22 protein-coding genes are annotated in these 22,694 nt (G+C 71.6%); 13 read left to right on the top strand and 9 right to left on the bottom strand.

Features of this window, described 5'->3' with window-relative positions:
• Positions 1–399: 399 nt before the first annotated feature.
• Positions 400–1,584 (top strand): serine hydrolase domain-containing protein, encoded by a 1,185-nt coding sequence (locus LNK82_RS01290; RefSeq protein ID WP_230565015.1) that lies wholly within the window; start codon positions 400–402, stop codon positions 1,582–1,584.
• A 30-nt stretch (positions 1,585–1,614) separates the two neighbouring features.
• Here LNK82_RS01290 and LNK82_RS01285 read toward each other — a convergent pair whose 3' ends face one another.
• Entirely contained in the window at positions 1,615–2,049 is a 435-nt protein-coding gene (locus tag LNK82_RS01285; protein WP_230565014.1) for a hypothetical protein, read from the bottom strand.
• Between the two features lie 30 nt (positions 2,050–2,079).
• Here LNK82_RS01285 and LNK82_RS01280 point away from each other — a divergent pair, with 30 nt between their 5' ends.
• Entirely contained in the window at positions 2,080–2,532 is a 453-nt protein-coding gene (locus tag LNK82_RS01280; protein ID WP_230565013.1) for a TetR/AcrR family transcriptional regulator, read from the top strand.
• A 48-nt stretch (positions 2,533–2,580) separates the two neighbouring features.
• Here LNK82_RS01280 and LNK82_RS01275 read toward each other — a convergent pair whose 3' ends face one another.
• The 4 genes from LNK82_RS01275 to LNK82_RS01260 all read right to left on the bottom strand — a co-directional run bounded on the left by LNK82_RS01275 (position 2,581) and on the right by LNK82_RS01260 (position 7,868).
• Positions 2,581–3,849, bottom strand: coding sequence for a cellulase-like family protein (locus tag LNK82_RS01275; protein WP_230565012.1), 1,269 nt, complete (start codon positions 3,847–3,849; stop codon positions 2,581–2,583).
• A complete protein-coding gene (locus LNK82_RS01270; RefSeq protein ID WP_230565134.1) occupies positions 3,846–4,346 on the bottom strand; it encodes a carbohydrate ABC transporter permease in 501 nt (166 codons plus the stop codon). Before LNK82_RS01270 ends, LNK82_RS01275 begins: the two co-directional genes overlap by 4 nt.
• 239 nt (positions 4,347–4,585) lie before the next feature.
• A complete protein-coding gene (locus tag LNK82_RS01265; protein ID WP_230565011.1) occupies positions 4,586–5,473 on the bottom strand; it encodes a carbohydrate ABC transporter permease in 888 nt (295 codons plus the stop codon).
• Positions 5,474–5,576: 103 nt separating this feature from the next.
• Positions 5,577–7,868 carry a beta-galactosidase gene (locus LNK82_RS01260; RefSeq protein ID WP_230565010.1) on the bottom strand — a complete coding sequence of 764 codons (2,292 nt, stop codon included), beginning with the start codon at positions 7,866–7,868 and terminating at the stop codon, positions 5,577–5,579.
• A 129-nt stretch (positions 7,869–7,997) separates the two neighbouring features.
• On the opposite strand from LNK82_RS01260, the gene LNK82_RS01255 reads away from it, so the two are divergent.
• The 5 genes from LNK82_RS01255 to LNK82_RS01235 are packed head-to-tail and all read left to right on the top strand — an operon-like array spanning position 7,998 to position 12,163.
• Positions 7,998–8,708 (top strand): FadR/GntR family transcriptional regulator, encoded by a 711-nt coding sequence (locus tag LNK82_RS01255; RefSeq protein WP_230565009.1) that lies wholly within the window; start codon positions 7,998–8,000, stop codon positions 8,706–8,708.
• A complete protein-coding gene (locus LNK82_RS01250) occupies positions 8,705–9,460 on the top strand; it encodes an SDR family NAD(P)-dependent oxidoreductase (protein ID WP_230565008.1) in 756 nt (251 codons plus the stop codon). The genes LNK82_RS01255 and LNK82_RS01250 overlap by 4 nt, the downstream gene beginning before the upstream one ends.
• A 30-nt stretch (positions 9,461–9,490) precedes the next feature.
• Entirely contained in the window at positions 9,491–10,636 is a 1,146-nt protein-coding gene (gene dgoD, locus LNK82_RS01245) for a galactonate dehydratase (RefSeq protein ID WP_230565007.1), read from the top strand.
• A gap of 10 nt (positions 10,637–10,646) precedes the next feature.
• Positions 10,647–11,261 carry a bifunctional 4-hydroxy-2-oxoglutarate aldolase/2-dehydro-3-deoxy-phosphogluconate aldolase gene (locus tag LNK82_RS01240; protein ID WP_230565006.1) on the top strand — a complete coding sequence of 205 codons (615 nt, stop codon included), beginning with the start codon at positions 10,647–10,649 and terminating at the stop codon, positions 11,259–11,261.
• A complete protein-coding gene (locus LNK82_RS01235; RefSeq protein WP_230565005.1) occupies positions 11,258–12,163 on the top strand; it encodes a sugar kinase in 906 nt (301 codons plus the stop codon). Before LNK82_RS01240 ends, LNK82_RS01235 begins: the two co-directional genes overlap by 4 nt.
• A 48-nt stretch (positions 12,164–12,211) precedes the next feature.
• On the opposite strand, the gene LNK82_RS01230 is transcribed toward LNK82_RS01235, so the two are convergent.
• Entirely contained in the window at positions 12,212–12,499 is a 288-nt protein-coding gene (locus LNK82_RS01230; protein WP_230565004.1) for a hypothetical protein, read from the bottom strand.
• 188 nt (positions 12,500–12,687) lie between these two features.
• Between LNK82_RS01230 and LNK82_RS01225 the strand changes: the two genes are divergently transcribed.
• Both LNK82_RS01225 and LNK82_RS01220 read left to right on the top strand, forming a co-directional pair.
• On the top strand, positions 12,688–13,512 hold the full coding sequence (locus LNK82_RS01225) for an MEDS and STAS domain-containing protein (protein ID WP_230565003.1): 825 nt from the start codon (positions 12,688–12,690) through the stop codon (positions 13,510–13,512).
• Positions 13,509–14,453 carry an anti-sigma factor RsbA family regulatory protein gene (locus LNK82_RS01220; protein WP_230565002.1) on the top strand — a complete coding sequence of 315 codons (945 nt, stop codon included), beginning with the start codon at positions 13,509–13,511 and terminating at the stop codon, positions 14,451–14,453. Before LNK82_RS01225 ends, LNK82_RS01220 begins: the two co-directional genes overlap by 4 nt.
• 48 nt (positions 14,454–14,501) lie before the next feature.
• Here LNK82_RS01220 and LNK82_RS01215 read toward each other — a convergent pair whose 3' ends face one another.
• From LNK82_RS01215 to LNK82_RS01205, 3 genes are all read right to left on the bottom strand, one after another.
• A complete protein-coding gene (locus LNK82_RS01215; protein ID WP_230565133.1) occupies positions 14,502–15,761 on the bottom strand; it encodes an MFS transporter in 1,260 nt (419 codons plus the stop codon).
• Positions 15,762–15,905: 144 nt separating this feature from the next.
• Positions 15,906–16,193: a hypothetical protein gene (locus LNK82_RS48185; protein ID WP_230565001.1), complete on the bottom strand. Its 288-nt coding sequence runs from the start codon at positions 16,191–16,193 to the stop codon at positions 15,906–15,908.
• A gap of 37 nt (positions 16,194–16,230) precedes the next feature.
• Complete coding sequence (locus LNK82_RS01205; protein ID WP_230565000.1) at positions 16,231–17,391, bottom strand: ROK family transcriptional regulator; 1,161 nt, start codon at positions 17,389–17,391, stop codon at positions 16,231–16,233.
• A gap of 191 nt (positions 17,392–17,582) precedes the next feature.
• On the opposite strand from LNK82_RS01205, the gene LNK82_RS01200 reads away from it, so the two are divergent.
• Genes LNK82_RS01200 through LNK82_RS01185 form a run of 4 tightly spaced genes read left to right on the top strand, consistent with a single transcriptional unit; the run spans position 17,583 to position 22,539 of the window.
• Positions 17,583–18,944, top strand: a complete 1,362-nt coding sequence (locus LNK82_RS01200) for an ABC transporter substrate-binding protein (protein WP_230564999.1) — start codon at positions 17,583–17,585, stop codon at positions 18,942–18,944.
• Positions 18,945–18,964: 20 nt separating this feature from the next.
• On the top strand, positions 18,965–19,903 hold the full coding sequence (locus tag LNK82_RS01195; RefSeq protein ID WP_230564998.1) for a carbohydrate ABC transporter permease: 939 nt from the start codon (positions 18,965–18,967) through the stop codon (positions 19,901–19,903).
• On the top strand, positions 19,890–20,792 hold the full coding sequence (locus tag LNK82_RS01190) for a carbohydrate ABC transporter permease (RefSeq protein WP_230564997.1): 903 nt from the start codon (positions 19,890–19,892) through the stop codon (positions 20,790–20,792). Before LNK82_RS01195 ends, LNK82_RS01190 begins: the two co-directional genes overlap by 14 nt.
• 19 nt (positions 20,793–20,811) lie before the next feature.
• On the top strand, positions 20,812–22,539 hold the full coding sequence (locus tag LNK82_RS01185) for a glycoside hydrolase family 13 protein (protein ID WP_230564996.1): 1,728 nt from the start codon (positions 20,812–20,814) through the stop codon (positions 22,537–22,539).
• Positions 22,540–22,694: the final 155 nt, after the last annotated feature.

Genomic DNA, 22,694 nt, shown 5'->3' with positions numbered 1-22,694 from the left:
CTCCCGCGGTTCTCCGGTGGTGCGGTTCGTCGACCAACGGCTCGTCGAATTGGGCGCGGGCGCAGTGCCACGGTTCTCGTGACGTCGAATGGGCGCCAATCCTCAACCGGTCGGCCAGGGGCCCCAGGGCATCCAAGCACAGGGGTGCGAGCACCTTCAAGGAAGTGATTGCGTGACTCCGCACGGGTCTTCTCGTGCACCTCGCCGGACGTTGCTCCGGTCGGTCCAGTGCGCTGTCCACAGAGGACGTCACGTTGGACTGAACACCCGAAGGGCGTGCAGCCCGACATGCCGACAAGCCGTAGTGCCGGGACGAAGGCTTCTCCCCGGCGTCGTCGCGGGAGGCTACGGTCGTCGCGCCACGGCGACGTGCGGGCGGATGGGATGAGGTGGGCGCGGATGGCCACTGGTGGCTTCTCGTCGAAACGGCCGGCCCGGGTGCGGGAGCTGCTGGAGCGCCAGGTCGAGTCCGGCTTCGTGCCCGGTGCGGTGGGCGTTCTCGCCCGCCACGGCGAGGTGCACGTCGAAGCGACGGGCACCCTCGCGTTCGAGGGCGCGGGCTCGGGGACCCCGATGGCGGCCGACACGATCTTCCGCTTGGCCTCGATGAGCAAGCCGATCGTCGCCGCGTGCGCGATGACGCTCGTCGACGACCGCACCCTGCGCCTCGACGACCCCGTCGACGACCTCCTCCCGGAGTTGGCGGACATGACCGTGCTCGCCAATCCCCACGGGCCGCTGGACGACACCGTCGCGGCGCGACACCCGATCACGCTGCGGAACCTGCTGACGTACACCTGCGGCATCGGCGTGCTGCCGACCAAGCCGGGACGGGTCCCGATCGTCGACGCGGTGAACGCGCTCGACTACTCGTCGCCGGACGAGTGGGTGCGCGGGCTGGGCAAGCTCCCGCTCTCCCACCAGCCGGGTGAGCACTGGATGTACGACACCGCCTCCAACGTGACCGGCGTGCTCATCGCCAGGGCCACCGGCATGTCCTTCGGGGACGCCTTGCGCGAACGGGTCTGCGATCCGCTCGGGATGAAGGACACCGCCTTCAGCGTCAGCGGCGAGGACATCGCCCGGCTGTCGACGGCGTACCAGCGCGACAACGCGGCCACCGGCGAGCCGGTCGTGGACGACGGCCCCGACGGGCGGTGGAGCCGACCGCCGGCGTTCGAATCAGGTGGCGGCGGGCTCGTCACGACCGCCCAGGACTTCTTCGCCTTCGCCGCGGCCCTGCTGGCCGGCGGTTCCCACGGCGGTCGGCGGGTGCTCTCCCGACCGTCGGTCACGCTGATGACCACCGACCACCTGACCTCGGCGCAGAAGGCGGTCCCCGGGTTCTGGCTGGGGAACGAGCTGGGCTGGGGCTTCGGGATGTCGGTCCTGACCCACCCCAGTCGGTTCGGCCCGTCGGTCGGCAGCTACGGGTGGTCCGGCTTCTACGGCACCGCCTGGTACAACGATCCGGCCGAGGACCTGACGGCGATCTTCTTCCTGCAGCGGGGGCACACGGGTGACCAGAGGTTGCCGCTGTGGCACGACCTCTGGACCGCTGTCTACCAGGCGATCGACGACTGACCGACGACGTCGACCGGTGCGCGACGTGGCTCAGTAGTCCAGTTCGAAGTCGCGGTGGTCGTCGGGGTCGACCGCCGCGACGAGCTTGTTCCCCGGCCTCAGACCGGGGTGGTACCCGGCGTCGTGCTCGATCTCGAACTCGGGCACGTCCGGGCCGCTGATCCGGAGCCGCACGCGGACCGCGGAGTCCTCGCTGATCGGCTCCATGGACAGGACCTCGGCGGTCGCGGGCAGGCCCACCTCGTCCAGGCGCAGCAGCCGCCGCTTGGCGCGCGCGATACCGCGCCACACGGCGATGCCCAGGGGCAGCAGGACCACGGTGAGCACGATGCCGACGGTGCCGCCGTCGTCGTCGGCCGCGTAGACGATCGGTCCGGTGACCATCAACGCCACGGCGAACAGGTGCAGGACCACGTTGTTGCCCCGGTTGGCCCCGCGTACTTCGACGAACCCGTCCTCCGCCATCCCGGCACCTTAAGCGGGGCGCGGGGTGCCGTGGTCCGGGTCGGCGCCTGCGCCGACGCCGTGGTGTCGCTGCGGACGTTCCTCCGCTACTTCACCTCCAAGGAAGACCTGGTGCTCGGGCGGCTGCGGTCCCATCTCGACCTCGCCGGGGAGCTCTTCGCCCGTCGCCCGGACGGGGAACCGCTGCTCGCCTCGCTGCACGCGGTGATCGTCCGGGCGGCGGCGGACTACGCCGCCGAGCCGGAGCGGGAACTGATCCGGCTGCGGCTCGTCGCCGACACCCCGGCGCTGCACGCCGGGATGGCCGCCGTGTTCGCCGGCTTCGAGGGGCTCGTCCGGCGCGTCACCGCAACCCGCCTCCACCAGGCCGGCGACGCCCGACCCGACCTCGCCCGACTCGTCCTCGACAACCTCGACGACCTCACCACCGACATCCTCGCCCGACCGGCGGAAGGGGAGGACCCCCACCCCGGAGGGAGCTGAATGACAGTGCTCAGCCCCGGCCTCTACGTGCCCGTCGACGGGTGCGGGTCATTGCGCACGTTCCGGAGCCGGAGGTCGGTCACCGCGGAGCAGGGCGTTGCACTCGCGTTGCAGCGTCACGTCCTGCCACATCGGGTGGTGCGGGGCGGCGTTGGAGCACACGACGGAGCCCCACGCCCCGACCCGTGCGGCCTCGGCGGCGGCCGTGCGGCAGAAAGCGGCCCCCACCGGGCCTTCCTCGAAGGTCCCGTGCAACGGGGTGTAGCCGATCCAGCCCTCGCCGAAGACCAGGGGGACGTCGGTCTCGGCGGCCCAGTCGGCGGCGGCGTCGATCCAGGTGGTCAGTTGTTGCCGCATGGCCGTCCGGTGGGTGGCGTAGCGGTCGTAGAGCCAGGCGTCCCACTTGTCCGGGTCGCACCAGTCGTGCACGTACACCTCACGCTGCCCGACGATCGTGGCGTCCAGCCGCCACCGCTGGTCCCGGGGCGGCTGCCAGTCGGCGAAGTCGGGCGCGCCGGGGCGCAGCAGCTCGCGGTGGGCCCGTTCCTGCGGGAACGGGCGGGCGGGGTCGCGCAACGCGAACTCGTCGAGCAGTTCGTCGAGCACGCCGTACACGTACGGGTGGAACACCGCGACGTCCACGCCGCGCGGGATGCCGCGCATCGAGCCGACCGGGACCCGCGCGTAGTTCACCGTGACGGGTCGGTCGGGGTGGCGCTGCTTGAACCGCGCGATCCCGCGTTCCAACCGGGGCCGGAGCGCCACCACGTGGTCGCCGTCGAGGCCGTCGGCCAGGTGACCGGCCTGCACCTCGTTGTGCAGCTCGGTGAACGCCATGCGGTCGTCCAGCCCGTGCGCCGCGAGGAAGTCCACCAGGTCGGCCAGCGCGTCGGCGAGGGCGACGGCGCGGTCCTCGGGGTCGATCGCCACCACGGCGTCGAGCCAGTCCCGGTCCAGGGCGAACGACGGGCTCTGCTGGTACTCCCAGCTCGACAGGACGACGAAGCAGTCGTGCCGCCGCGCGGCGCGGAACAGCGCCAGCAACCACGCACGGGCGTCGATCACGGTGACCGCGCCCACGTCGTACCACCGCACCCGGGAGCCGTAACCACCGCCCAACGGGCCGAGGCGCAGTCGAGAGGTGTCGACGCCGGATCCGAACAGCAGCAGCGGCATGGCGCAGATCCGCACGGTGTTGTACCCGCGTTCCACGGCTTCGGCGAACGCCCGGTCGAGGTCCTCGAACGGCTCACCGGGCCCGGTGCGGGTGTACCAGGTGAAGTCCCACAGCGTGATGGTCAGCTTCTCCGGGGTCACCCCTTCACCGCCCCGGCGGTCAAGCCCTCCGGCAACTGCTTGCGCAGCAGGAAGAACACCAGCAGGCTCGGCACGGCGGCCAACACGGACCCCGCCAGCCCCAGGTCGTACTGCCGCCCGGTGGCGCCGAACAGCGTTTGGATTCCCATCGGCAACGTGTAGTCCTCCGGTTCGATGATCACGATCAGCGGCCACAGCAGGCTGTTGTAGCTGTCGAGGAACGACCACACGCCCAACGCGCCCAGCGCCGGGCGCAGCAGGGGCAGCACGACCCGGCGGAACAGGCCGAACTCCGTGCAGCCGTCGATGCGCGCGGCGTCCAGCAACTCGTCGGGGACGGCCCGCTCGGTGAACTGGCGCATCATGAAGATCCCGAACGCCGGCGCCACCCACGGCACGACGAGCGCGAACCAGGGATCGGTCGGCCGGGCCTTGGCGACCATGATGAACAGCGGCACGACGATCACCGCGAACGGCACGGCCAACGAGCTGAACATCACGGCGACGACCGTGCTGATGGTGAACCAGCTCCAGAACGGCTGCGCCTCCAGCAGAGATGTCGGTGCGGCTCTTGAACGACGCCGACAGCGCCCACAGCAGCGGTAGCGCGAAGACCGCCAGCAGGGCGATCAGGAACCCGTACAGCACGCGGCCGGCGGGCGAACGACGGGCGGTCATGGTGCTCATCGCGAGTTCCTTCCCACGCCGAGCAGGCGGTTGGCCGGCAGCCCGAGGGCTACGACGACGAGGAACACCACGCCCGCGGCGGCGGCGTAACCGAGCTGCTGGCGCTGGACACCGGCGCGGTAGACGAACATCGCCACCGACAACGTCGACTCGCCCGGCCCGCCCTGGGTGAGCAGGAACGGTTCGTCGAAGATCTGAGCGTGCTCACCAGCACGGTCACGGCCACGAACGCCGTCACCGGCTTGAGCGCCGGCAGCGTCACGCTGGTGAAGCGCCGCAGCGGTCCCGCGCCGTCGATCGCGGCGGCCTCGTGCAGCTCACGCGGCACGTTCTGCAGACCGGCGAGGAAGAACACGGTCAGGTATCGGGTCCAGCGCCACAGCACCAGGATGACCACAGTGGCCTTGGCCCAGGACGGGTCACCGGTCCAGTCGATGCCGCCGAACCCGAACACGGCCTTGAGGGCGCCGTTGACGATGCCGAACTCGGTGTCGAAGAACAGCCCGAACACCAGCGTGATGACGATGGGTGAGATGACCACCGGCATGAAGAACGCCAGCCGGAACACGTCCCGCCCGCGCAGCCCCCGGGCGTCGAGGGCCTGGGCGGTCAGCAACGCGGCGGGCACCACGACCAGCAGCGTGAACACCACGTACAGCGCGGTGTTCCCGACCGAGGTCCAGAAGCTCGCGTCGGTCAGCAGATCCGCGTAGTTGCGCAAGCCCACCCACTTCGGCGTGCCCAACCCGGCCCACCCGGTGCAGCTGAGGTACAGGCCCACCAGGATCGGCACGGCCATGAACAGCCCGAACAGGACGAAGAACGGTGAGACGAACGCGTGCGGCGCCGCTTCCCGCTGGTGCCGCGACCACCACGAGCCCTGTCCGGTCGCCGGGGAAGCCGTGGTGGGCGGCCGTTCGAGGGTGGGTGTGCTCATCGCTCCACCTGCTGCCGGTAGGCCGCGATACCCGCCTGGATCGCGGCACGTGCGGCGGCAGCGCCCAGTGCGCCGAGCAGCAGGGAACTCCGGCTCGGCCGGCTCACCACAGCTCCACCCGGGTGCGGCGGACGAGCCGGACCGAGTCGACCGATGCGGTGTCCAACGAGGCCTTGTACTGGGCGCGCACCGACTGGTCCACGTACACCGCGCTCTCCGCCGGACGCGGCAGCACCCGGATCTCGACGCCGTGCTCCAGCACGTCGTCGGCGAACCGGCGCAACCCGATCTCCCACTCCGGGCCGTGCCAGAAGTGGTCGGCCACGAGCCGGCCGCCGAGGTACGCGCGGGCCACGTCCCCCGTGTAACCGAGCACCAGGAGCACTTCGTCGTCACCGGCCAACGCCTCGGGAGGCACCACGACGCGATGGACGGCGGCGTGCTCGAAGTCCTCGTCCAGCGGCGCCGACGCCCTGTCCCGGGACCCGCCCGTCCGCGCGGGAGGGGCCTCGGCCTCGGCGCGCACCACCTCCACCGTCGGTGTGGGAAGGGGCGGTGCGCCGGCGAGGACGCGGGTGACCCCCGGTGCGGGCAGGGACGACACTTCCACCTGCTCCACGCCGGTCTCCAACCAGGTCGAGTCGCCGTCGACCACGACGGGCTCGTCGCACAGGACCAGCGTGTCGACCCCGGACACGTCGAGGCGCTGCAACCGCGGCCCGTTCGCCTCGTCGAGCACCAGCAGCCGTGCCGTCGCGCCATCGGGCGTGGTCGCGGTGACCAGGGCGTCGACGCCGGGGTTGGCGACGGTGGTCACGCCGTGCTCGTCCACCCGCGCCCCGTCGACCTCCGTGCCGACGGGAAGGGCGAACTGCGGGGTGATGCCGGCGGTGGCGACGAACACGGCCGTGGGCACGCCGTCCCACGTCGACCTGGCCACCGGCATCGCACTGGCCCAGGCCAGGTCGACCTCACCCACCCGATAGCCGATCGGCCAGGCGAAGTGCGCCCCGGACGGGATGGTCACGCCTTCCGCCGGCAGTCGGACGGTCCGGTCGCCGAGCACGACCTCGAACCGCACGTCGTGGTGGTCGGGCAGCGGCTCGTGCGGCTGGTGGTTGTTGACGAACAGGAAAGCCGGACCACCGCTGCACCGCACCGACCAGCGCAGCGTGGCGCGGTCGTCCAGGTCCGCCGGTGTGACGTCGGGCAGGTGCAGTTCGGCCGGCGCGAGGTCCGCGCCGTTGTCGCGCAGGAACAGGTGCTGGAGCCGCAGCGCCGCGAACGACGGCCGCACCTGCCCGTACTCGCCGAGCGGCGCTTGGAAGTCGTAGTTCACCACGGGCAGGTCGTTGGGGTAGCCGGTGGCGTGCGACTCCTGGTTCGGCGTGGACAGGTCCAGGCGCTGCGAGCAGCCGTGGTGGAGGTAGTAGCCCTGCCACGCCGACCCGCTCGCGAGCTTGGTCAACGCGAGCGCGGACACGTCGGCGGCCGGGACCAGCGGCCTGCGGTGGTAGGCGATGGCCATGCCTCCGCCCAGCTCGCACGTCGCGTACGGGTAGCGGGTGTCGTCGGGGCCGCTGCCCTCGGGCGCCGTGGTGCGCAGGTCCGCGCCGATCGCGTGGTCGTCCCGGATCGGGGTGGGGAAGTAGTGGCGGCGAACCTCGCGCGCCCAGCCGTCCGAGGCGTCCTCCCAGAACGCCTCGGGGTAGCCGCCGTAGAGGGGGAGCACCACGTCGGGCGGCAGCTGTGCGGCGCCCCAGCCTGTCGCCGTCCACAAAGGTGCGCTCATGCCCACCTCCTCGGCGAGCGCGCGCAGCGTGGCGAGGTGGTCGGGCTGGTCGTACAGCTCGTTCTCCACCTGCACGGCGACGATCGGGCCGCCGTCTGCCCACCACAGACCGTCGAGCTGCTCGGCGATGGCCGCGTAGTAGGGCCGCACGAGGTCGAGGTAGGCGGGGTCGTCGGTGCGCGGCGCGCAGTCCACATCGGCCAGCCAGTCGGGGAAGCCGCCGTTGCGGCACTCGCCGTGCGACCAAGGTCCGATCCGCACCGACACGGCGAGGTCGAGCTCGGCGCACAGCTCGACGAACCGGCGCACGTCGCGATCGCCGTCGAAGCGGAGCTGCCCGCGGCTGCCCTCGTGGTGGTTCCAGAACAGGTAGGTGGCGACGAGGTCGATCCCGCCGGCCCTCATCATCAGCAGCTCGCGCCGCCACCGCGCCTCGGGGAACCGGCTGAAGTGGAACTCGCCCATCACGGGCAGCCACGGGCGTCCGTCCCGACCCACCGCGCGGCTGTCCACCCGCACCGGCCGGGGGTCGTCGGGGGCCGTGCCCATGGGCAGGTGCCCCACCAGCGGGGGAACGGGATCGTGGACGTGCAGCGAGAGCATGTGGTGCTCCTGAACTCCTGTGGTCGGCAGCGGGTTCATCGTGGGCACCGGTCAGACCGGTGTCAAGAATTATTCATAAATAATGACGACTTGCTACGCTGAGGCTCACCACCGCTGGGGAGGAGCAACATGGCCCGCTACACCGGCCGCGGCGTGCACTACCAGGTCGTGCAGGACATCGGCTCGCGCGTCGTCGGCGGCCGGTACGCGCCCGGCGACGTGCTCGACCTGCGGGCCTTGGGCGAGGAGCTCGACGTCAGCCTCACCGTGCTGCGCGAAGCGCTGAAGGTGCTGACCGGCAAAGGACTCGTCGACGCGCGGCAGAAGCGCGGGACGTTCGTCCGGCCGCGCTCGGCGTGGAACCTGCTCGACGCCGACGTGATCGACTGGCGCATCGACGGCGGCGACGCCGACCGCGTGCTGCGCGACCTGGCGGACCTGCGGTCGGTCATCGAGCCCGCCGTCGCCCACCGCGCCGCCCTCCGGCGCACCGAGTCCGATCTGGACGCCCTCGACGCCGCGCTGGACGCCATGACGACGGCCGGTGACGACGCGACGGCCGCCGCGGAAGCCGACGCCGCCTTCCACCGCGCCCTGCTCGCCGCCACCGGCAACGAGCTGTTCGCGCGGATGGACCTCCTGCTCGAACCCGGCCTGCGCGCTCGCGACCGGCTGGTGCACGCCCACGTGGGCGCGGATGATCCCGTGCCCAGCCACCGCGCCGTCCTGGACGCCGTGCGCGACGGCGACGCCCCGCGCGCCGAGTTGGCCATGCTCGACCTGCTGGCCAAGGCGCTGGAGGACATCGACGCCATCGCCGCCCGCGCGGAGCACCGGTGACCGGGCCGCTCGCCGGCCGGGTCGCGGTGGTCACCGGCGCGGCGCGGGGGATCGGTGAGGCCACCGCGCACCGGCTGGCCCGTGACGGCGCGGTCGTCGCCCTGCTCGACGTGTCCCCCGAGGTCGGAGCCGTGGCATCGGACGTCACCGCCGCCGGCGGCCGGGCGATCGCGTTGCGCTGCGACGTGAGCTCCGAAGCCGACTGGGCCGACGCCGTGCGCGCGTGCCGTGACCGGCTGGGGCCGGTGGACGTGCTGGTCAACAACGCCTACACCGTCAACGTGCGACCCGCGCACGAGACCAGCACGCGGTCGTGGGAGCGGCAGCTCGCGGTCAACCTCACCGGTGCGTTCCTCGGCGTCCGGGAGTGCCTGCCCGACCTGCGCCGCGACGGGCGTGGCGCGGTCGTGCTGGTCTCGTCCGTGCACGCCGTGATCGGACTGCCGGGGCGGGCCGCGTACGCCTCCGCCAAGGCCGGTCTCACCGGTCTGACCCGCCAACTCGCCGCCGAGTACGGCACCGAGGTCCGGGTCAACGCCGTGCTGCCCGGACCGGTGCTGACCGCCGCGTGGGACGGCATCGGCGAGGACGACCGCCGCGCCAGCGCCGAGCAGACCGTCGTGCGACGCCTCGGCCGCCCGGGGGAAGTAGCCGCCGTCATCGCCTTCCTGGCCGGCGACGACGCCTCCTTCGTCACCGGCGCCTGCGTGCCGGTCGACGGCGGGTGGAGCGTCTACAAGACCTCGTCCTGACCGGCCACCGACCCGAGAGAAGCGCACCGCGTGAAGATCACCGCCGTCGAGACCTTCCTGGTCCCGCCCCGCTGGCTGTTCTGCCGCGTCAGCACCGACGAGGGCATCACCGGCTGGGGCGAACCGGTCGTGGAAGGGCGCGCCGAGACCGTGCGCGCCGCCGTCGAGGAGTTGTCCGAGGTGCTCATCGGCGCCGACCCCCGCCGCATCGAAGACCTGTGGCAGCTCACCACCAAATCCGCCTTCTACCGCGGCGGACCCGTGCTCTCCAGCGCCGCCGCCGGTGTCGACCAGGCCCTGTGGGACATCCTCGGCAAGTCCCTCGGCGTGCCCGTGCACCAACTGCTCGGCGGCGCGGTCCGCGACCGGGTGCGCGTCTACGGCTGGATCGGCGGCGACGAACCCGCCGAGGTGGCCGACGCCGCCGCCGCGCAGGTCGCCGCCGGGCTCACCGCCGTGAAGGTCAACGCCGCCGGCCGGACGAGCCCGGTGCCCACCCGCTCCGACACCGCTGCCGTCGTCGCCCGCGTGGCCGCCGTGCGCGAGGCCATCGGCGACGACCGCGACGTCGCGGTGGACTTCCACGGCCGCTTCACCACCGCCGCGGCACTGCGCGTGCTGCCCCAACTGGCCGGGCTGCACCCGTTGTTCGTCGAGGAGCCGGTGCTCCCCGAGCACGGTGACCGGCTCGCTGACGTGGTCCGGGCGAGCCCCGTGCCGATCGCGTGCGGCGAGCGGCTGTACTCACGAGCGGACTTCCTGCCCGCGTTGCGCGCCGGCATCGCGGTGGCGCAGCCCGACCTGTCGCACGCCGGCGGCATCTCCGAGGTGCGGCGCATCGCGTCCCTGGCGGAGGTCCACGACGCCCTGCTGGCCCCGCACTGCCCGCTCGGGCCCATCGCGCTGGCCGCCAGCCTCCAGGTCGCCTTCGCCACCCCCAACTTCCTGATCCAGGAGCAGAGCATCGGCATCCACTACCACCGGGACGCCGAACTGCTCGACTACGTGCTCGACCGCACCCCGTTCACCTTCCACGACGGCACGATCCACCGCTGGGACGCGCCCGGCCTGGGGATCGACGTCGACGAGGACGAGGTGCGCCGCGCCGACGCCATCGGCCACCGGTGGCGACCACCGGCGTGGCGGCACGACGACGGCTCGTTCGCCGAGTGGTGAGGACACCAGCATGACCCTGATCGAAGCCCTGACCGCACACCGCCTCGTGGCCGTCATCCGCGGCACCGACCCGGCGGCGTGCGTGCGCACCGCTGCCGTGCTGGTGGACAACGGCATCTCCTTGCTGGAGGTGTCCCTCACGTCGACCGACGCGCTCAAGGTCATCGAACGCGTAGCCGCGTCGGGCGTGCAGGTCGGCGCGGGCACCGTCCTGACCGCCGCCGACGCCCGCGACGCCCGCGACGCGGGCGCGAGCTTCACCGTCACCCCGGCGCTGGGGGAGGGGGTGACGGCATCGGTGGAACTGGGCCTGCCGGTGCTCGCGGGCGCGCTCACCCCCTCGGAAGTGCTCGCCGCGCACCGCGCCGGAGCCACCGCAGTCAAGATCTTCCCGGCCTCCTCGCTCGGACCCGGGCACATCACCGCGCTGCGCGCCCCCTTCCCCGACATCCCGCTCGTCCCGGTGGGTGGCATCGGAGCCGACGACGTGCGGCGGTACCTCGCCGCGGGCGCGCTCGCGGTCGGTGTCGGCTCACCCCTCACCGGCGACGCACCCGACGGGGGAGATCCGGTCGACCTGGCCCGTCGCGTCCGCGCGTTCGTCGACCAGGCGGTCCGGCCGTGATCGACGTCGTCGTCCTCGGCGAGACCATGATGTCGTTGAGGTCCACCGGCACGTGGCGCTCGGGCGCCACGGCCACCACCTCCATCGCCGGGGCGGAGAGCACCGTCGCCATCGGACTGTCCCGCCTCGGCCACTCCGCCCGCTGGGTGGGTCGCGTCGGGAACGACGAGCCGGGTGAGCTGGTGCTGCGCACGTTGAGGGCCGAAGGAGTCGACACGTCCGCGGTTGCCCGCGACGAAGGCGCACCCACGGGCCTCATCCTGTTCGAACAGCGCACACCCGACGTGACCCGCGTGATCTACCACCGCAGTGGCTCCGCCGGATCGCGCCTGACCGAACAGGACGCGCTCACCGGCCTGACCGGCGGCACCCGGCTGCTGCACGTCACCGGCATCACCCCCGCCCTCGGTCCCGGCCCGCTGGCCGCCGCGCACGCCGCCGTCGACCACGTGCTGGACCAGGGCGGGCTGGTGTCCTTCGACGTCAACTACCGAAGCCGCCTGTGGTCGGCAGACGAGGCGTCGCGGGTCCTCACCCCGTTGGCGCGTCGGGCGTCGGTGCTGATCGGCTCACCGGAGGAGATCGACCTCGTGGGCGGTGACCACGCCGCCGGCCACGTCGTCACGAAACTGGGCGCCGACGGGGCCCGGGTGCGTGTCGACGGCGGCACGTGGTCCGCACCCGCCCACCGGGTGCGAGCCGTGGACCCGGTCGGGGCGGGTGACGCGTTCACCGCCGGGTACCTGTCCGGCCTGCTCGACGGGCTGCCCCCGGCCGAGTGCCTGGCCAGGGGCAACACCACGGGCGCCTTCGCGGTCATGACGACCGGCGACTGGGAGGGCCTGCCGTCCAGGTCCGAGCTGTCGTTGCTCGACCTGGCCGGCGGCTCGACCCTGCGCTGATGCCAGTGGCGCGTCGGCGGAACGCTGGCCAGGCGATCCCCAGGGTGGTCAGGCGCTGATCAGCCGGGCGACGCGCAGCCCGTGCTCGGCGGCCCGTTCCTGCCCCGTCTTCGACGACTCTTCGGCCAGCCCTCGCAGCGACGCCATCTCCGGGCTCCAGAACGCGTGGGTCAACTCCGCCTCGGCGACGTGCAGGTCGAGGCCGAAGACCTCGGCCAGGACCCTGCGCAGGTAGGGCGTGGCGTGGTCCCCGGGTCTGGGCGATTCGAATGATCTCGGTGGCGCTCCGGCGCGCCGCGGCCGAGGCGGCGGAGACGGCTCCGTTCCGGAGATCAACGAGCACCATCCCGACTGCCCCGAACCCAACGGCCTGGACGTCTGGCGAAGAACCTGCCGGTGATCCCGCCGTCGCCCTGGCCGAGTGCCACGGGCATCCGAGTGGCGGGTCGTCATACGCAGGGGTGACCGGTGTGGCCTTCGAGGGCCGGGTCGGTAGCATTGGGGCGATGCGCAGGTCTGGGTTCGTGGATGACACACGTGGGTTGGGGGTACACGACCACGTGTGTTGGCGCTACGACGACGTGCGGGAGTTCCGGGCTCGCGCCCGCGAGTTCCTGGCCGACGGGCTGGAGCAGGGTTACCGCGTCTGCTACGTGGCCTCCGGGGATGCTGAAGCGCTGGTGGAGGACCTGCGGGGCATCGACGGCCTCGACCGGGCGTTGCGGGAGGGCGCGGCCCAGGTCGCCTCGGTGGACGCGACGTACGCGATCGACGCGGTGGTCGAGCCCGAGGCGCAGGTGCGTGCCTACGCCGCGGCCACCGACGCCGCCGTGGCCGACGGGTTCGCCGGGCTGCGGGTGGTGGCCGAGGCCACCCCGCTGGTCCGCACCCCGCGGCAGCTCGCCGCCTTCACCCGCTACGAGCACCTGATGGACCACTACATGGCCGACCACCCGTTCTCCGCGATGTGCGCCTACTCCGTCGGCGAGGTCGGCGACTCGGCTTTCGCCCAGCTGGCGTGCCTGCACCCGAACACCAACGCGCAGTGGCCCGGTTTCCGACTGCACGCCGCGGGCGATCACGTCACCGCTCTGGGCGGCGAGGTGGACACGGCCACCGGTGCCCTGTTCGCCCAAGCGCTGGACCGCGTCGACCTGCGCGTTCGGGACGGAGAGCTGGTGCTCGACGCCACCGGGTTGACCTTCCTCGACCACGGCGGTCTGCTGCGCCTGGCCGACCACGCCGCCCACCGCGGCGCGTCCCTGGCGATCCGGGCCTCCTGGCCGGGACTGGGCCGCCTCGTGGAGCTGCTCGAGCTCCGCGACGTACGCGTGGACCAAGTCGCGTGACCGCCCCGGTCGTGCCGTCGCCAGGTGGGTTCGTCCACCCGGCCTTGTTCTACGGCTCCGACGAGGAGTACCTGGGCGCACTCGTGCCCTTCCTCACCGAGGGGCTGGCCGAAGCGCAACCCGCCGCCGTGGCGGTACCCGGTGCGAGGCTGAGGCTGTTGCGCGATGCCCTGGGCGCAGCCGCGGACAACGTGCTGATGCTGGACATGGAAGTGGCCGGCCGCAACCCCGGCCGGATCATCGCGACCGTGCTGCGACGCTTCGCCGACGCCCACCGCTCCGGGCACGTGCGCATCGTCGGCGAGCCGATCTGGGCCGGCCGCACCGAGCTCGAGTACCCCGCCTGCGCACAGCACGAAGCGCTGATCAACCCGGCCTTCGCCGGACGCGACGTCACGATCGTCTGTCCCTACGACACCCGCGCCCTCGACGACCACGTGCTCACCGACGCCCTGGCCACCCACCCCACGGTGTGGGACGCCACCGGCCGCTACGACAGCGACCACTACGCTCCCGACGTCGTGGTGGACCGCTACAACCAGCCGCTGACAGTCGCCCCGGACGCCGTCGACCTCCCCGTCACGACCACCAACGGGCTCCGCGACGTCCGTAGGCTCGTCGCCGACCAAGCGCGGCTGTCGGGACTGGACGCCGACCGGACGGCCGACCTCGAACTCATCGCCACCGAGCTGGTGGTCAACAGCCTCCGACACACCGGCGCCGGGTGCCGGGTGCGGATCTGGCGCGACGAGGAGCACTTGGTCTTCGCGGTCGAGGACCACGGACACCTGGCCGACCCCCTGGCCGGTCGTCGACCACCCGAACCGGGCCAGCACGGGGGCCGCGGCCTCCTGCTGGTCAACCAACTCGCCGACCTCGTGCGCACCCACACCGGCGCCCGCGGCACCACCGTCACCACCTTCCTGCGCTTGACCCGGTGACGGCCGCGGAACGGTGAGTCCGCGGAATGCCGAGCCGGGGCGACCCGTCTAGCCGTGCCCCGCGATCGCCGGCTCGCCGTCCGGAGCCGGGGCGGACTCCGGTCGCGCGGGCAGGTCGCGGACCGCGCGAACGGCGAGTGCCAGCGGGACGCTCACGACGGCGATGACCGCGCCGATCACCAGGACGGTGCCGGAACCGATTCGCTCGGCGGCGGGGCCGGCGACGGCCATCCCGACGGGGGCCGCGGCCAGACCGACGACGGTCGAGAAGCCGGTGGCGCGCGCTACCAGGTCGGGAGGCACGTGCGTCTGCCGCGCGGTGTCGGTCAGCACCGCGTAGATGGCGGACTGGATGCCGGCCGGTACGGCTGCGGCGGCCAGCAGGAACACCGGGGCGCCGGCGGCGAGCAGGACGAGGAGCGGTGCCAGCGCGACGGGGATGGTGACGGCTACCCGCAGGGGACGGCGGGGATGCCACCGCATCGCGATGGCGCTGCCGACCAAGGCGCCGGCGGCGTAGCCGTTGCCGATGAAGGCCCAGGACAGCGGTCCTCCGAGGCGCTCGTCGGTGATGATCGGCCCCAAGACGAGGAACGGTGAGATGCAGGCGCCGTTGATGACGGCGACCTGGATCGTGGTCGCCTGCAACCACGGCCGCGAGCGGAAATCGCGCCACCCGTGGCGCACGGCGTCGAGCATCCCCGGGCGTTGGTGCACGGGACGGTCGGGGACTCGCAGCATCATCAGCGCCACGGCGCTGATGACGAACGTGCCGGCGTCCACCGCGAACGAGGCGCCCGCGCCGACGGTGGCCACGAGGATCGCGGAGATCACCGGCGCGACGAGGATGGCCACGTTCTGGGTGGCCGTGAGGAGCGCGTTGGCCTGGTGCCTGTGCTCTTCGGGCACCACGTCGACGACCAGGCCGGCCGCGGCGGGGTTGAAGAACGCGGTCGCCGTGCCGGCCACTGCCTGGAGCACGGCGAGGTGCCACAGGGTGCCGACGCCGGTCAGCAGCAGGACCGCGGTGAGCCCTTGGGTGCCGCAACGGACGACATCGGCGATGAGCATCACCGCGCGTCGGGACACGAGGTCACCGATCACCCCGCCGAGGACCGTGAACACCACGACCGGCAGTCGACTCGCCAGCAGCAGCAACCCGATCTCGGTGGGGGAGGCGCCCAGGCGCAGGGCGCCGAAGAGCAGGGCGATCGAGATCAGGCCGTCGCCGAGGTGGGAGAACGATCGCGCGGTGAAGTACCGGCGAAAAGCGGGATCCCGCAGCGGGGCAGGCGTGAGCCGAAGCATGATCAACGCAAGACCGCCTTCCCGGTCCCCCCACCGGCACGGGCCACGCGGGTCTCGGTCCATCCAAGGCCAAGACGCGCGCGTCCGCAGGCGCATTCGCGGGATTCGAACCCGGCCTGATCGCCCCTGCCCAACGCCATCAACTCACTTCTGGCGATCAAGCACCTCGTCTACGACCCCACCGCCGCCACCTCGCTGCCCGAACTGGTCGAGCCCCTGATGTGCGACTGGGGCGAGTCCGTGGCCGAGCCGTTCATCGACTCGACGGTGGGCGCCGGCCGCATCGAAGCCCTCGTGGAGGTCATCGAGGAGTTCGCCCGCGGCACCGGTTCCAACCTGCTCACCATCACCTGGCTGCGCGTCCGCATGGGTGGCTGGAGCGAGTACTTCATCACCTTGTTCCCCGACCACCAGCAGAAGCACCAGCGTCACGGCTGCTACCGCCGCGGGAAGGGCTCGTGCGATGGGGTCAAGTGGTGCGCAGGGGCAGCGTGGCGAGCACGGTGCGCTGGATGGCCACGGCGGAGGCGCCCCGGGCCCAGAGCGTCGGGTCGTCGGTGATGAAGCGCAGGTCGATGGGGGAGGCCTCGGCGTGCCGGGCCTGGGCGATGCCCGCCCGCACGCGTGACTCGGCGACCTGGGCGAGGCGGATGCCCTCTCCGGTGAGGATGATCCGCTCGGGTTGGGCGATGTTGGCGACGGCCGCGATCAGCGTGCCGAACGCGTGCGCGGCGCGGCCGACGAGCTGGTCGGCGACCTGGTTCCCGGCTTCGGCGAGGTCGAGCACCTCGTCGTACGTGACGGGCCGGCCCAGCGTCAGGGCGGCCTGCGACCGGATGGCGTCGGTGGTGAGCAGGGATTTCACGCAGCCCCGGTGCCCCTCCGGGCAGGCCGGGCCGAGGGGGTCGACGGGGAAGTGCCCGAGCAGGCCCAGGCCCGAGTCCGGACCGCTGACGAGGTGGTCGTGGATCACGAGCCCGCCGCCGACACCGGCGCCGATGGTGAGCACGGCGAAGCTCTGCACGTCCCGGCCGTCGCCGAACCAGTGCTCGGCCTCCAGCAGGGCGTCGAGGTCGTTGGACACCACGGTCGGCCTGCCGGTCGCCCCGGCGACCGCCGCACCCAGGTCGACCTCTCCCCAGTGCAGGAACACCGCCCGCTGCACGCGGGTGAAGTCGCGGACCACACCGCCGATGCCGATGCCGATCGCCGCGACCGGGCGTGCCCGGTCGTCCAGGGTGTCCACCAGTTCGGCGATCCTGGACACGACCGCTTCCGGGCTCTGGTCGGTGATCTCGACGGTGGCGCTGCCGAGGATGTCCGCGCGCAGGTCGGTCAGCACGCCGTAGGCGCGGAACCCGGCCAGCTTGATGCCGATGAACCGCTGCACGTCCGGGTCGACGTCCAGCGGTTGCAGTGGTCGCCCGCCGCCGCGCGGGTTCGGCGTGGCGACCTCGCGCAGCAGGCCGGCGTCCATCAAGGGCTTGGTCAGCCGGGTCAGGCTCGCCGTGGACAGGCCCAACCGATCCGCCAGCTCCGACCGGGCCAGCGGGCCGTGGAGCAGCACCTCCAGCGTCACGCGGCGGGCGGAGGGCAGCAGGGGTGCCCAGGGTGAGGCGGCGTCGAGCACCGTGCGCTCCTCGTCGAGGTCGGGGGTAACCGGACCGCAATAGTACCGCCGCGAAACTACCTGGCAAGACCTCTGGCGTGACGAAAACGTGACTAGCTGCGGGTTGACGCGTTACAGTGGCGTCACCCTTAATGTTGCGACAAAGAAAACCTCGGTAGGCGACGCCGCCGTCGCGACTCTGGAGGATCGACATGCGCAAGCACCCCCTACGGCTGGCCACCGCGGTGGCCGCCGCCTTGGCGCTGGTGATGACCGGGTGTTCGAGCGGAGGTGACTCCGGTGACCCGAACACGCTCAAGGTGTGGTGGTGGGAGACCGACGACAGCGCGCTGTCGGCCGCCTGGAAGCAGGCCGTCTCGATCTTCGAGAAGGAGCACCCCGGCGTCACGGTGAAGCAGGAGCTCAAGACCTACGAGCAGATGCAGCAGTCCGGCCAGCTCATCCTCGACTCCAATGACACCCCCGACGTGCTGGAGTACCTCAAGGGCAACGCCACCGCCGGCGTCGTGGCCAAGGCGGGTCTGCTCAGCGACCTGACCGAGGTCGCCAAGACCCGGGGCTGGAAGCTCGACAACACCGCCCAGGACGTCGGCCTCTACGACGACAACGGGCTCATGGGATCGGGCAAGCGGTACGGGATCACGAACTACGGCGAGTACGTCGGCGTCTGGTACAACCAGGACCTGTTCGCCCAGCACAACGTGCAGGTGCCGACCACCCTGGCCGAGTTCGAGAACGCGCTGAAGACCTTCTCCGACAAGGGCGTCACGCCGCTCGCGCTCGGCTCCGCCGACTACCCCGGCCCGCACCTGCTGTACTCGCTGGCTTTGGCCCACATGGACGAGCAGTCCCTGGCCGCCTACCAGCGGTTCGAGGGTGACGTCGACTGGTCGGCGTGGGAGAAGGCCGCCACCACCATGCGCCAGTGGGTGGAGCGCAAGTACATCAGCACCGACTCCACCGGCATCCCCGCCCAGGACGCCGGCAACGCGTTCATCGCCGGCCAGTACCCGATGTTCGTCTCCGGCACCTGGTGGTCCGGCCAGTTCGCCGAGCAGCCCACGTTCAAGACCGGCCAGTTCCTGTTCCCCGGCAACGAACTGCACCCCGGCTCGGGCGGCAACCTGTGGGTCGTGCCCGCGAAGGCCAAGAACAAGGACCTCGCCTACGACTTCCTGGAGATCACCCAACGGCCCGAGGTGCAGAACTTCCTGGCCGACAAGGGCGGTGTGCCGGTGGCGGCGGAGCCGGGCTCGGCCAGCTCGGCGATGGGGCTGCTGGTGGGCGACCGGTTCACCGAGCTGCTGTCCGGCGACCGCGGCGGGCTCGCGCTGTACCCGGACTGGCCGGTGGCCGGGCTGAACGACGTGCTGCTGGCCAACACCACGGACCTCGTCGGCGGTGACGCGTCACCGCACCGGGCGGGGGGGGGGGCGGGGCTTAACGAGGGGCTGCGGGCCAACCCCAGGGGGGGGGGGGGGGGCGCCCCGCCCCCGCACCAGGTGGTCGAGGCGATCAAGACCGCCTACGACGCCGGCAAGCCGACCGCGTAACCGCCCGGGAAGGGATCGCCATGTCCTCGCTCACCGCCGTGCGGCGCAGGAGCACGTCCGAACGCCGCGGCGGCTACTGGTGGTACGTCCTGCCCGGCGCCCTCGGTTTCCTCGCCGTCGTCGCCGTGCCCTTCGGGATGAACCTCTGGTACAGCCTCACCTCCTTCCGGGGTGTCGGTGACCCGGTGTTCATCGGGTTCGAGAACTACCAGCGGCTGCTGGGCGACCCGCTGTTCTGGGCGTCGTTCCGGCACAGCGTGGCGTTCATCGTGGCCATGGCGATCCTCCCGACCGCCATCGGGGTGGTGGTGGCGGCCGTGTTGTTCAACTACATCTCGCCGAAGTTCGGGTCGAAGGTCGCGAGCTTCCTGCGCGCCACCTACTACCTGCCGCAGATCCTGCCCATCGCGGTCGCGGGCGTGCTGTGGAAGTGGATGTACCAACCCCAGTACGGGATCATCAACACCACCCTGCGCGACCTCGGGCTCGACGGCCTGGCGCGGAACTGGCTCGGCGACTCCGACCTGGCCATCTACGCGGTGATGAACGTCCTGGTCTGGCTCCAGATCGGCTACACCGTGGTCGTGTTCATGGCCGGGCTGTCCCGGGTCGACCCGGCGCTGTACGAAGCCGCCGAGCTGGACGGCGCGACCTGGTTCCAGCAGTTCCGCACCATCACGCTCAACCAGCTCCGGCCGGAGATCGCGGTCGTGCTGATCACCACGTCGGTGGCCGCGCTGAAGGTGTTCGCGCCGATCTTCGTGCTCACCCGCGGCGGTCCCGGCACCAGCACGATCGTGCCCGCCTACTTCTCGTTCTCCAACTTCTTCACCACCACCAAGGTCGGCTACGGCGCCGCGGTGGCCTCCGTGCTGGCGCTGATGATCTCGGTCGTCGCGGTCGCGCTGCTGCGCTACCAGACCCGCAACTCCGAAGGGTTCGAAGATGGCCGTGGATAGCCTGGAGAAGCCGGCCGTGACCGTGACGCCCCCGTCCGAGCCCCCCGTGCGCCGGGTCAAGCGCCGCAAGCGCGGTGTCAGCGGCTGGGTGGTGCTCGCCCTGGTCGCCGGTGTCGGTCTGCTGATGCTGTTCCCGTTCTGGATCGCGATCATCAACGCGTTCAAGCCCGCGCCCGACTACATCGCCAACGGGCCGGTCTCGCTGCCCGCCGAGCTGGACCTCTCCGCGCTGGTCGACTTCTGGGTCGGCGTCGACTTCAACCGCAAGCTGCTCAACAGCGTGGTGATCAGCGGCAGCGTCGCCCTGATCGCGGTCGCGCTGAGCCTGCTGTCCGCTTTCGCCATCGGCATCGGCCGCATCCGCGGGCGGGTGTGGATCCTGGCGCTGTTCATGCTCGCGTTCACCATCCCGCAGGAAGCCTTGGTGTACCCGCTGTTCGTGCTCACCCGCGACCTCGGGCTCTACGACACCATGACCGGCGTCATCATCATCCTGGCCGTGCTCCAGAGCGCGTTCGGCACCTACATGCTGTCCTCGGTGCTGGGCACCTTCCCGCCGGAGGTGCTGGAGGCCGCCAGGCTCGACGGCGCCTCCCGCTTCCAGGTGCTCCGGCTCGTCGTGCTGCCGCTGACCAGGCCGACCATGGCGGTGCTGATGACGTTCTTCTTCATCTGGACGTGGAACGACTTCTTCCTGCCCCTGGTGCTGCTGCCCTCGGCGGACAACCAAACGGTGTCGGTCGCGCTGGGCGCGTTGAGCGGCCAGTACACCAGCGACCCCACGGCACTGGCCGCCGCGTCGCTGGCGGGCATCCTGCCGGCACTGGTGTTCTTCCTGCTCTTCCAACGCACGCTCATGCGCGGCGTGAACCTCGGCGCGGTCAAATAACACCCCACGAAGGACGTACATGACTCTCGAGCAGACGGCGACCACCACCGTGGACACCGCCCCGTGGTGGACCTCGGCCGTGGTCTACCAGGTCTACCCGCGCAGCTTCGCCGACTCCGACGGCGACGGCGTCGGCGACCTGCCCGGCCTGATCACCAGGCTGGACCACCTCGAACGGCTCGGCGTCGACGTGATCTGGTTGTCGCCCGTCTACGCCTCCCCGCACGCCGACAACGGCTACGACATCTCCGACTACCAGGCCATCGACCCCGCGTTCGGCACGCTGGACGACTTCGACCGCCTGCTCGCCGAGACCCGCGCCCGCGGCATGAAGCTGGTGATGGACCTGGTGGTCAACCACACCTCCGACGAGCACCCGTGGTTCGTCGAGTCCCGCTCCTCCAAGCACAACCCCAAGCGGGACTGGTACTGGTGGCGACCACCGCGGGACGGGTTCGAAGCCGGGGAGCCCGGCGCGGAGCCCACCAACTGGGAGTCGTTCTTCTCCGGCCCCACCTGGACCCTCGACGAGACGACCGGCGAGTACTACCTGCACCTGTTCGCACCCGAGCAGCCGGACCTGAACTGGGAGAACCCCGAGGTCAGGGAGGCCGTCTACGCGATGATGCGGTGGTGGCTGGACCGGGGCGTCGACGGCTTCCGGATGGACGTCATCAACTTGATCTCCAAGGACCCCGCCCTGCCCGACGGGGCGACCACCGGCGCGGGAGGCCTCGGCGACGGGTTCCCGCACTACGGCACGGGACCGCGCATCCACGAGTTCCTCCAGGAGATGCACCGCGAGGTGTTCGAGGGCCGGTCGGGGGAGTTGCTGACCGTGGGGGAGATGCCGGGCGTCACGTGGGAGGACGCCCGGCTGTTCACCGACCCGCGACGGCGGGAGCTGGACATGGTGTTCCAGTTCGAGCACGTCTCGCTCGACCACGGCCCCGGCGGCAAGTTCGACCCGCGTCCGCTCGACCTGCGAGACCTCAAAGCCTCGCTGGGCCGGTGGCAGACCGCGCTGGGCGAGGTCGGCTGGAACAGCCTCTACTGGAACAACCACGACCAGCCCCGCGCGGTCTCCCGCTTCGGTGACGACGGCAGGTACTGGCGCGAGTCGGCCACCGCGCTGGCCACCGTGCTCCACCTGCACCGCGGCACGCCATACGTCTACCAGGGCGAAGAGCTGGGCATGACGAACGCGCCGTTCGCCGGTGTGGACGACATGCGCGACGTCGAGTCGCTCAACCACTACCGCCAAGCCGTCGCCGCCGGCGCCGACCCCGAAGCGGTCCTGCGCGGCCTGCGCGCGATGGGCCGCGACAACGCCCGCACCCCCGTGCAGTGGGACGCCACCCCCAACGCCGGCTTCACCACCGGCCGACCGTGGATCGCGGTCAACCCGAACCACACCTGGCTCAACGCCGCCGCCCAGTACGACGACCCGACCTCCGTCTTCAACCACTACCGACGGCTCATCGAGCTGCGCCACGCGCTCCCCGTGATCGCCCGCGGCGACTTCCGGATGCTCCTGGCCGACGAACCCTACCTCTACGCCTACGAACGCACCCTGAACGACGACCGGCTGCTCGTCGTGGCCAACCTCAGCGGCACACCGCAAACCGCCGCCCTGGACGGCGGTTGGTCGACTGCCGACCTGCTGCTGTCCAATGTCGACGAGCCGACGGCCGTGAACGGCCGAATCGCCATGGAACCGTGGTCCGCTCACGTCTTCATGGCATGAGGCCGCAGTAGCACGACGCAAACCCTTCCCAATGACGAGAAGAGGGACTTCGCCATGCCCGCAACAAGACTGAGTCGAGCGGGGGGGCGCGCCGCCCGGCGGGGGCGGGCGCGGCGCGGGGGCGGGGGGGGGGGGGGGGGCCGCGCGGGGGGGGC

This window comes from Saccharothrix luteola (genome assembly GCF_020859565.1).
Lineage (GTDB): Bacteria > Actinomycetota > Actinomycetes > Mycobacteriales > Pseudonocardiaceae > Actinosynnema > Actinosynnema luteola.
The sequence above is the reverse complement of the archived record's forward strand: the minus strand, read 5'-3'. Positions and strand labels throughout refer to the sequence as shown.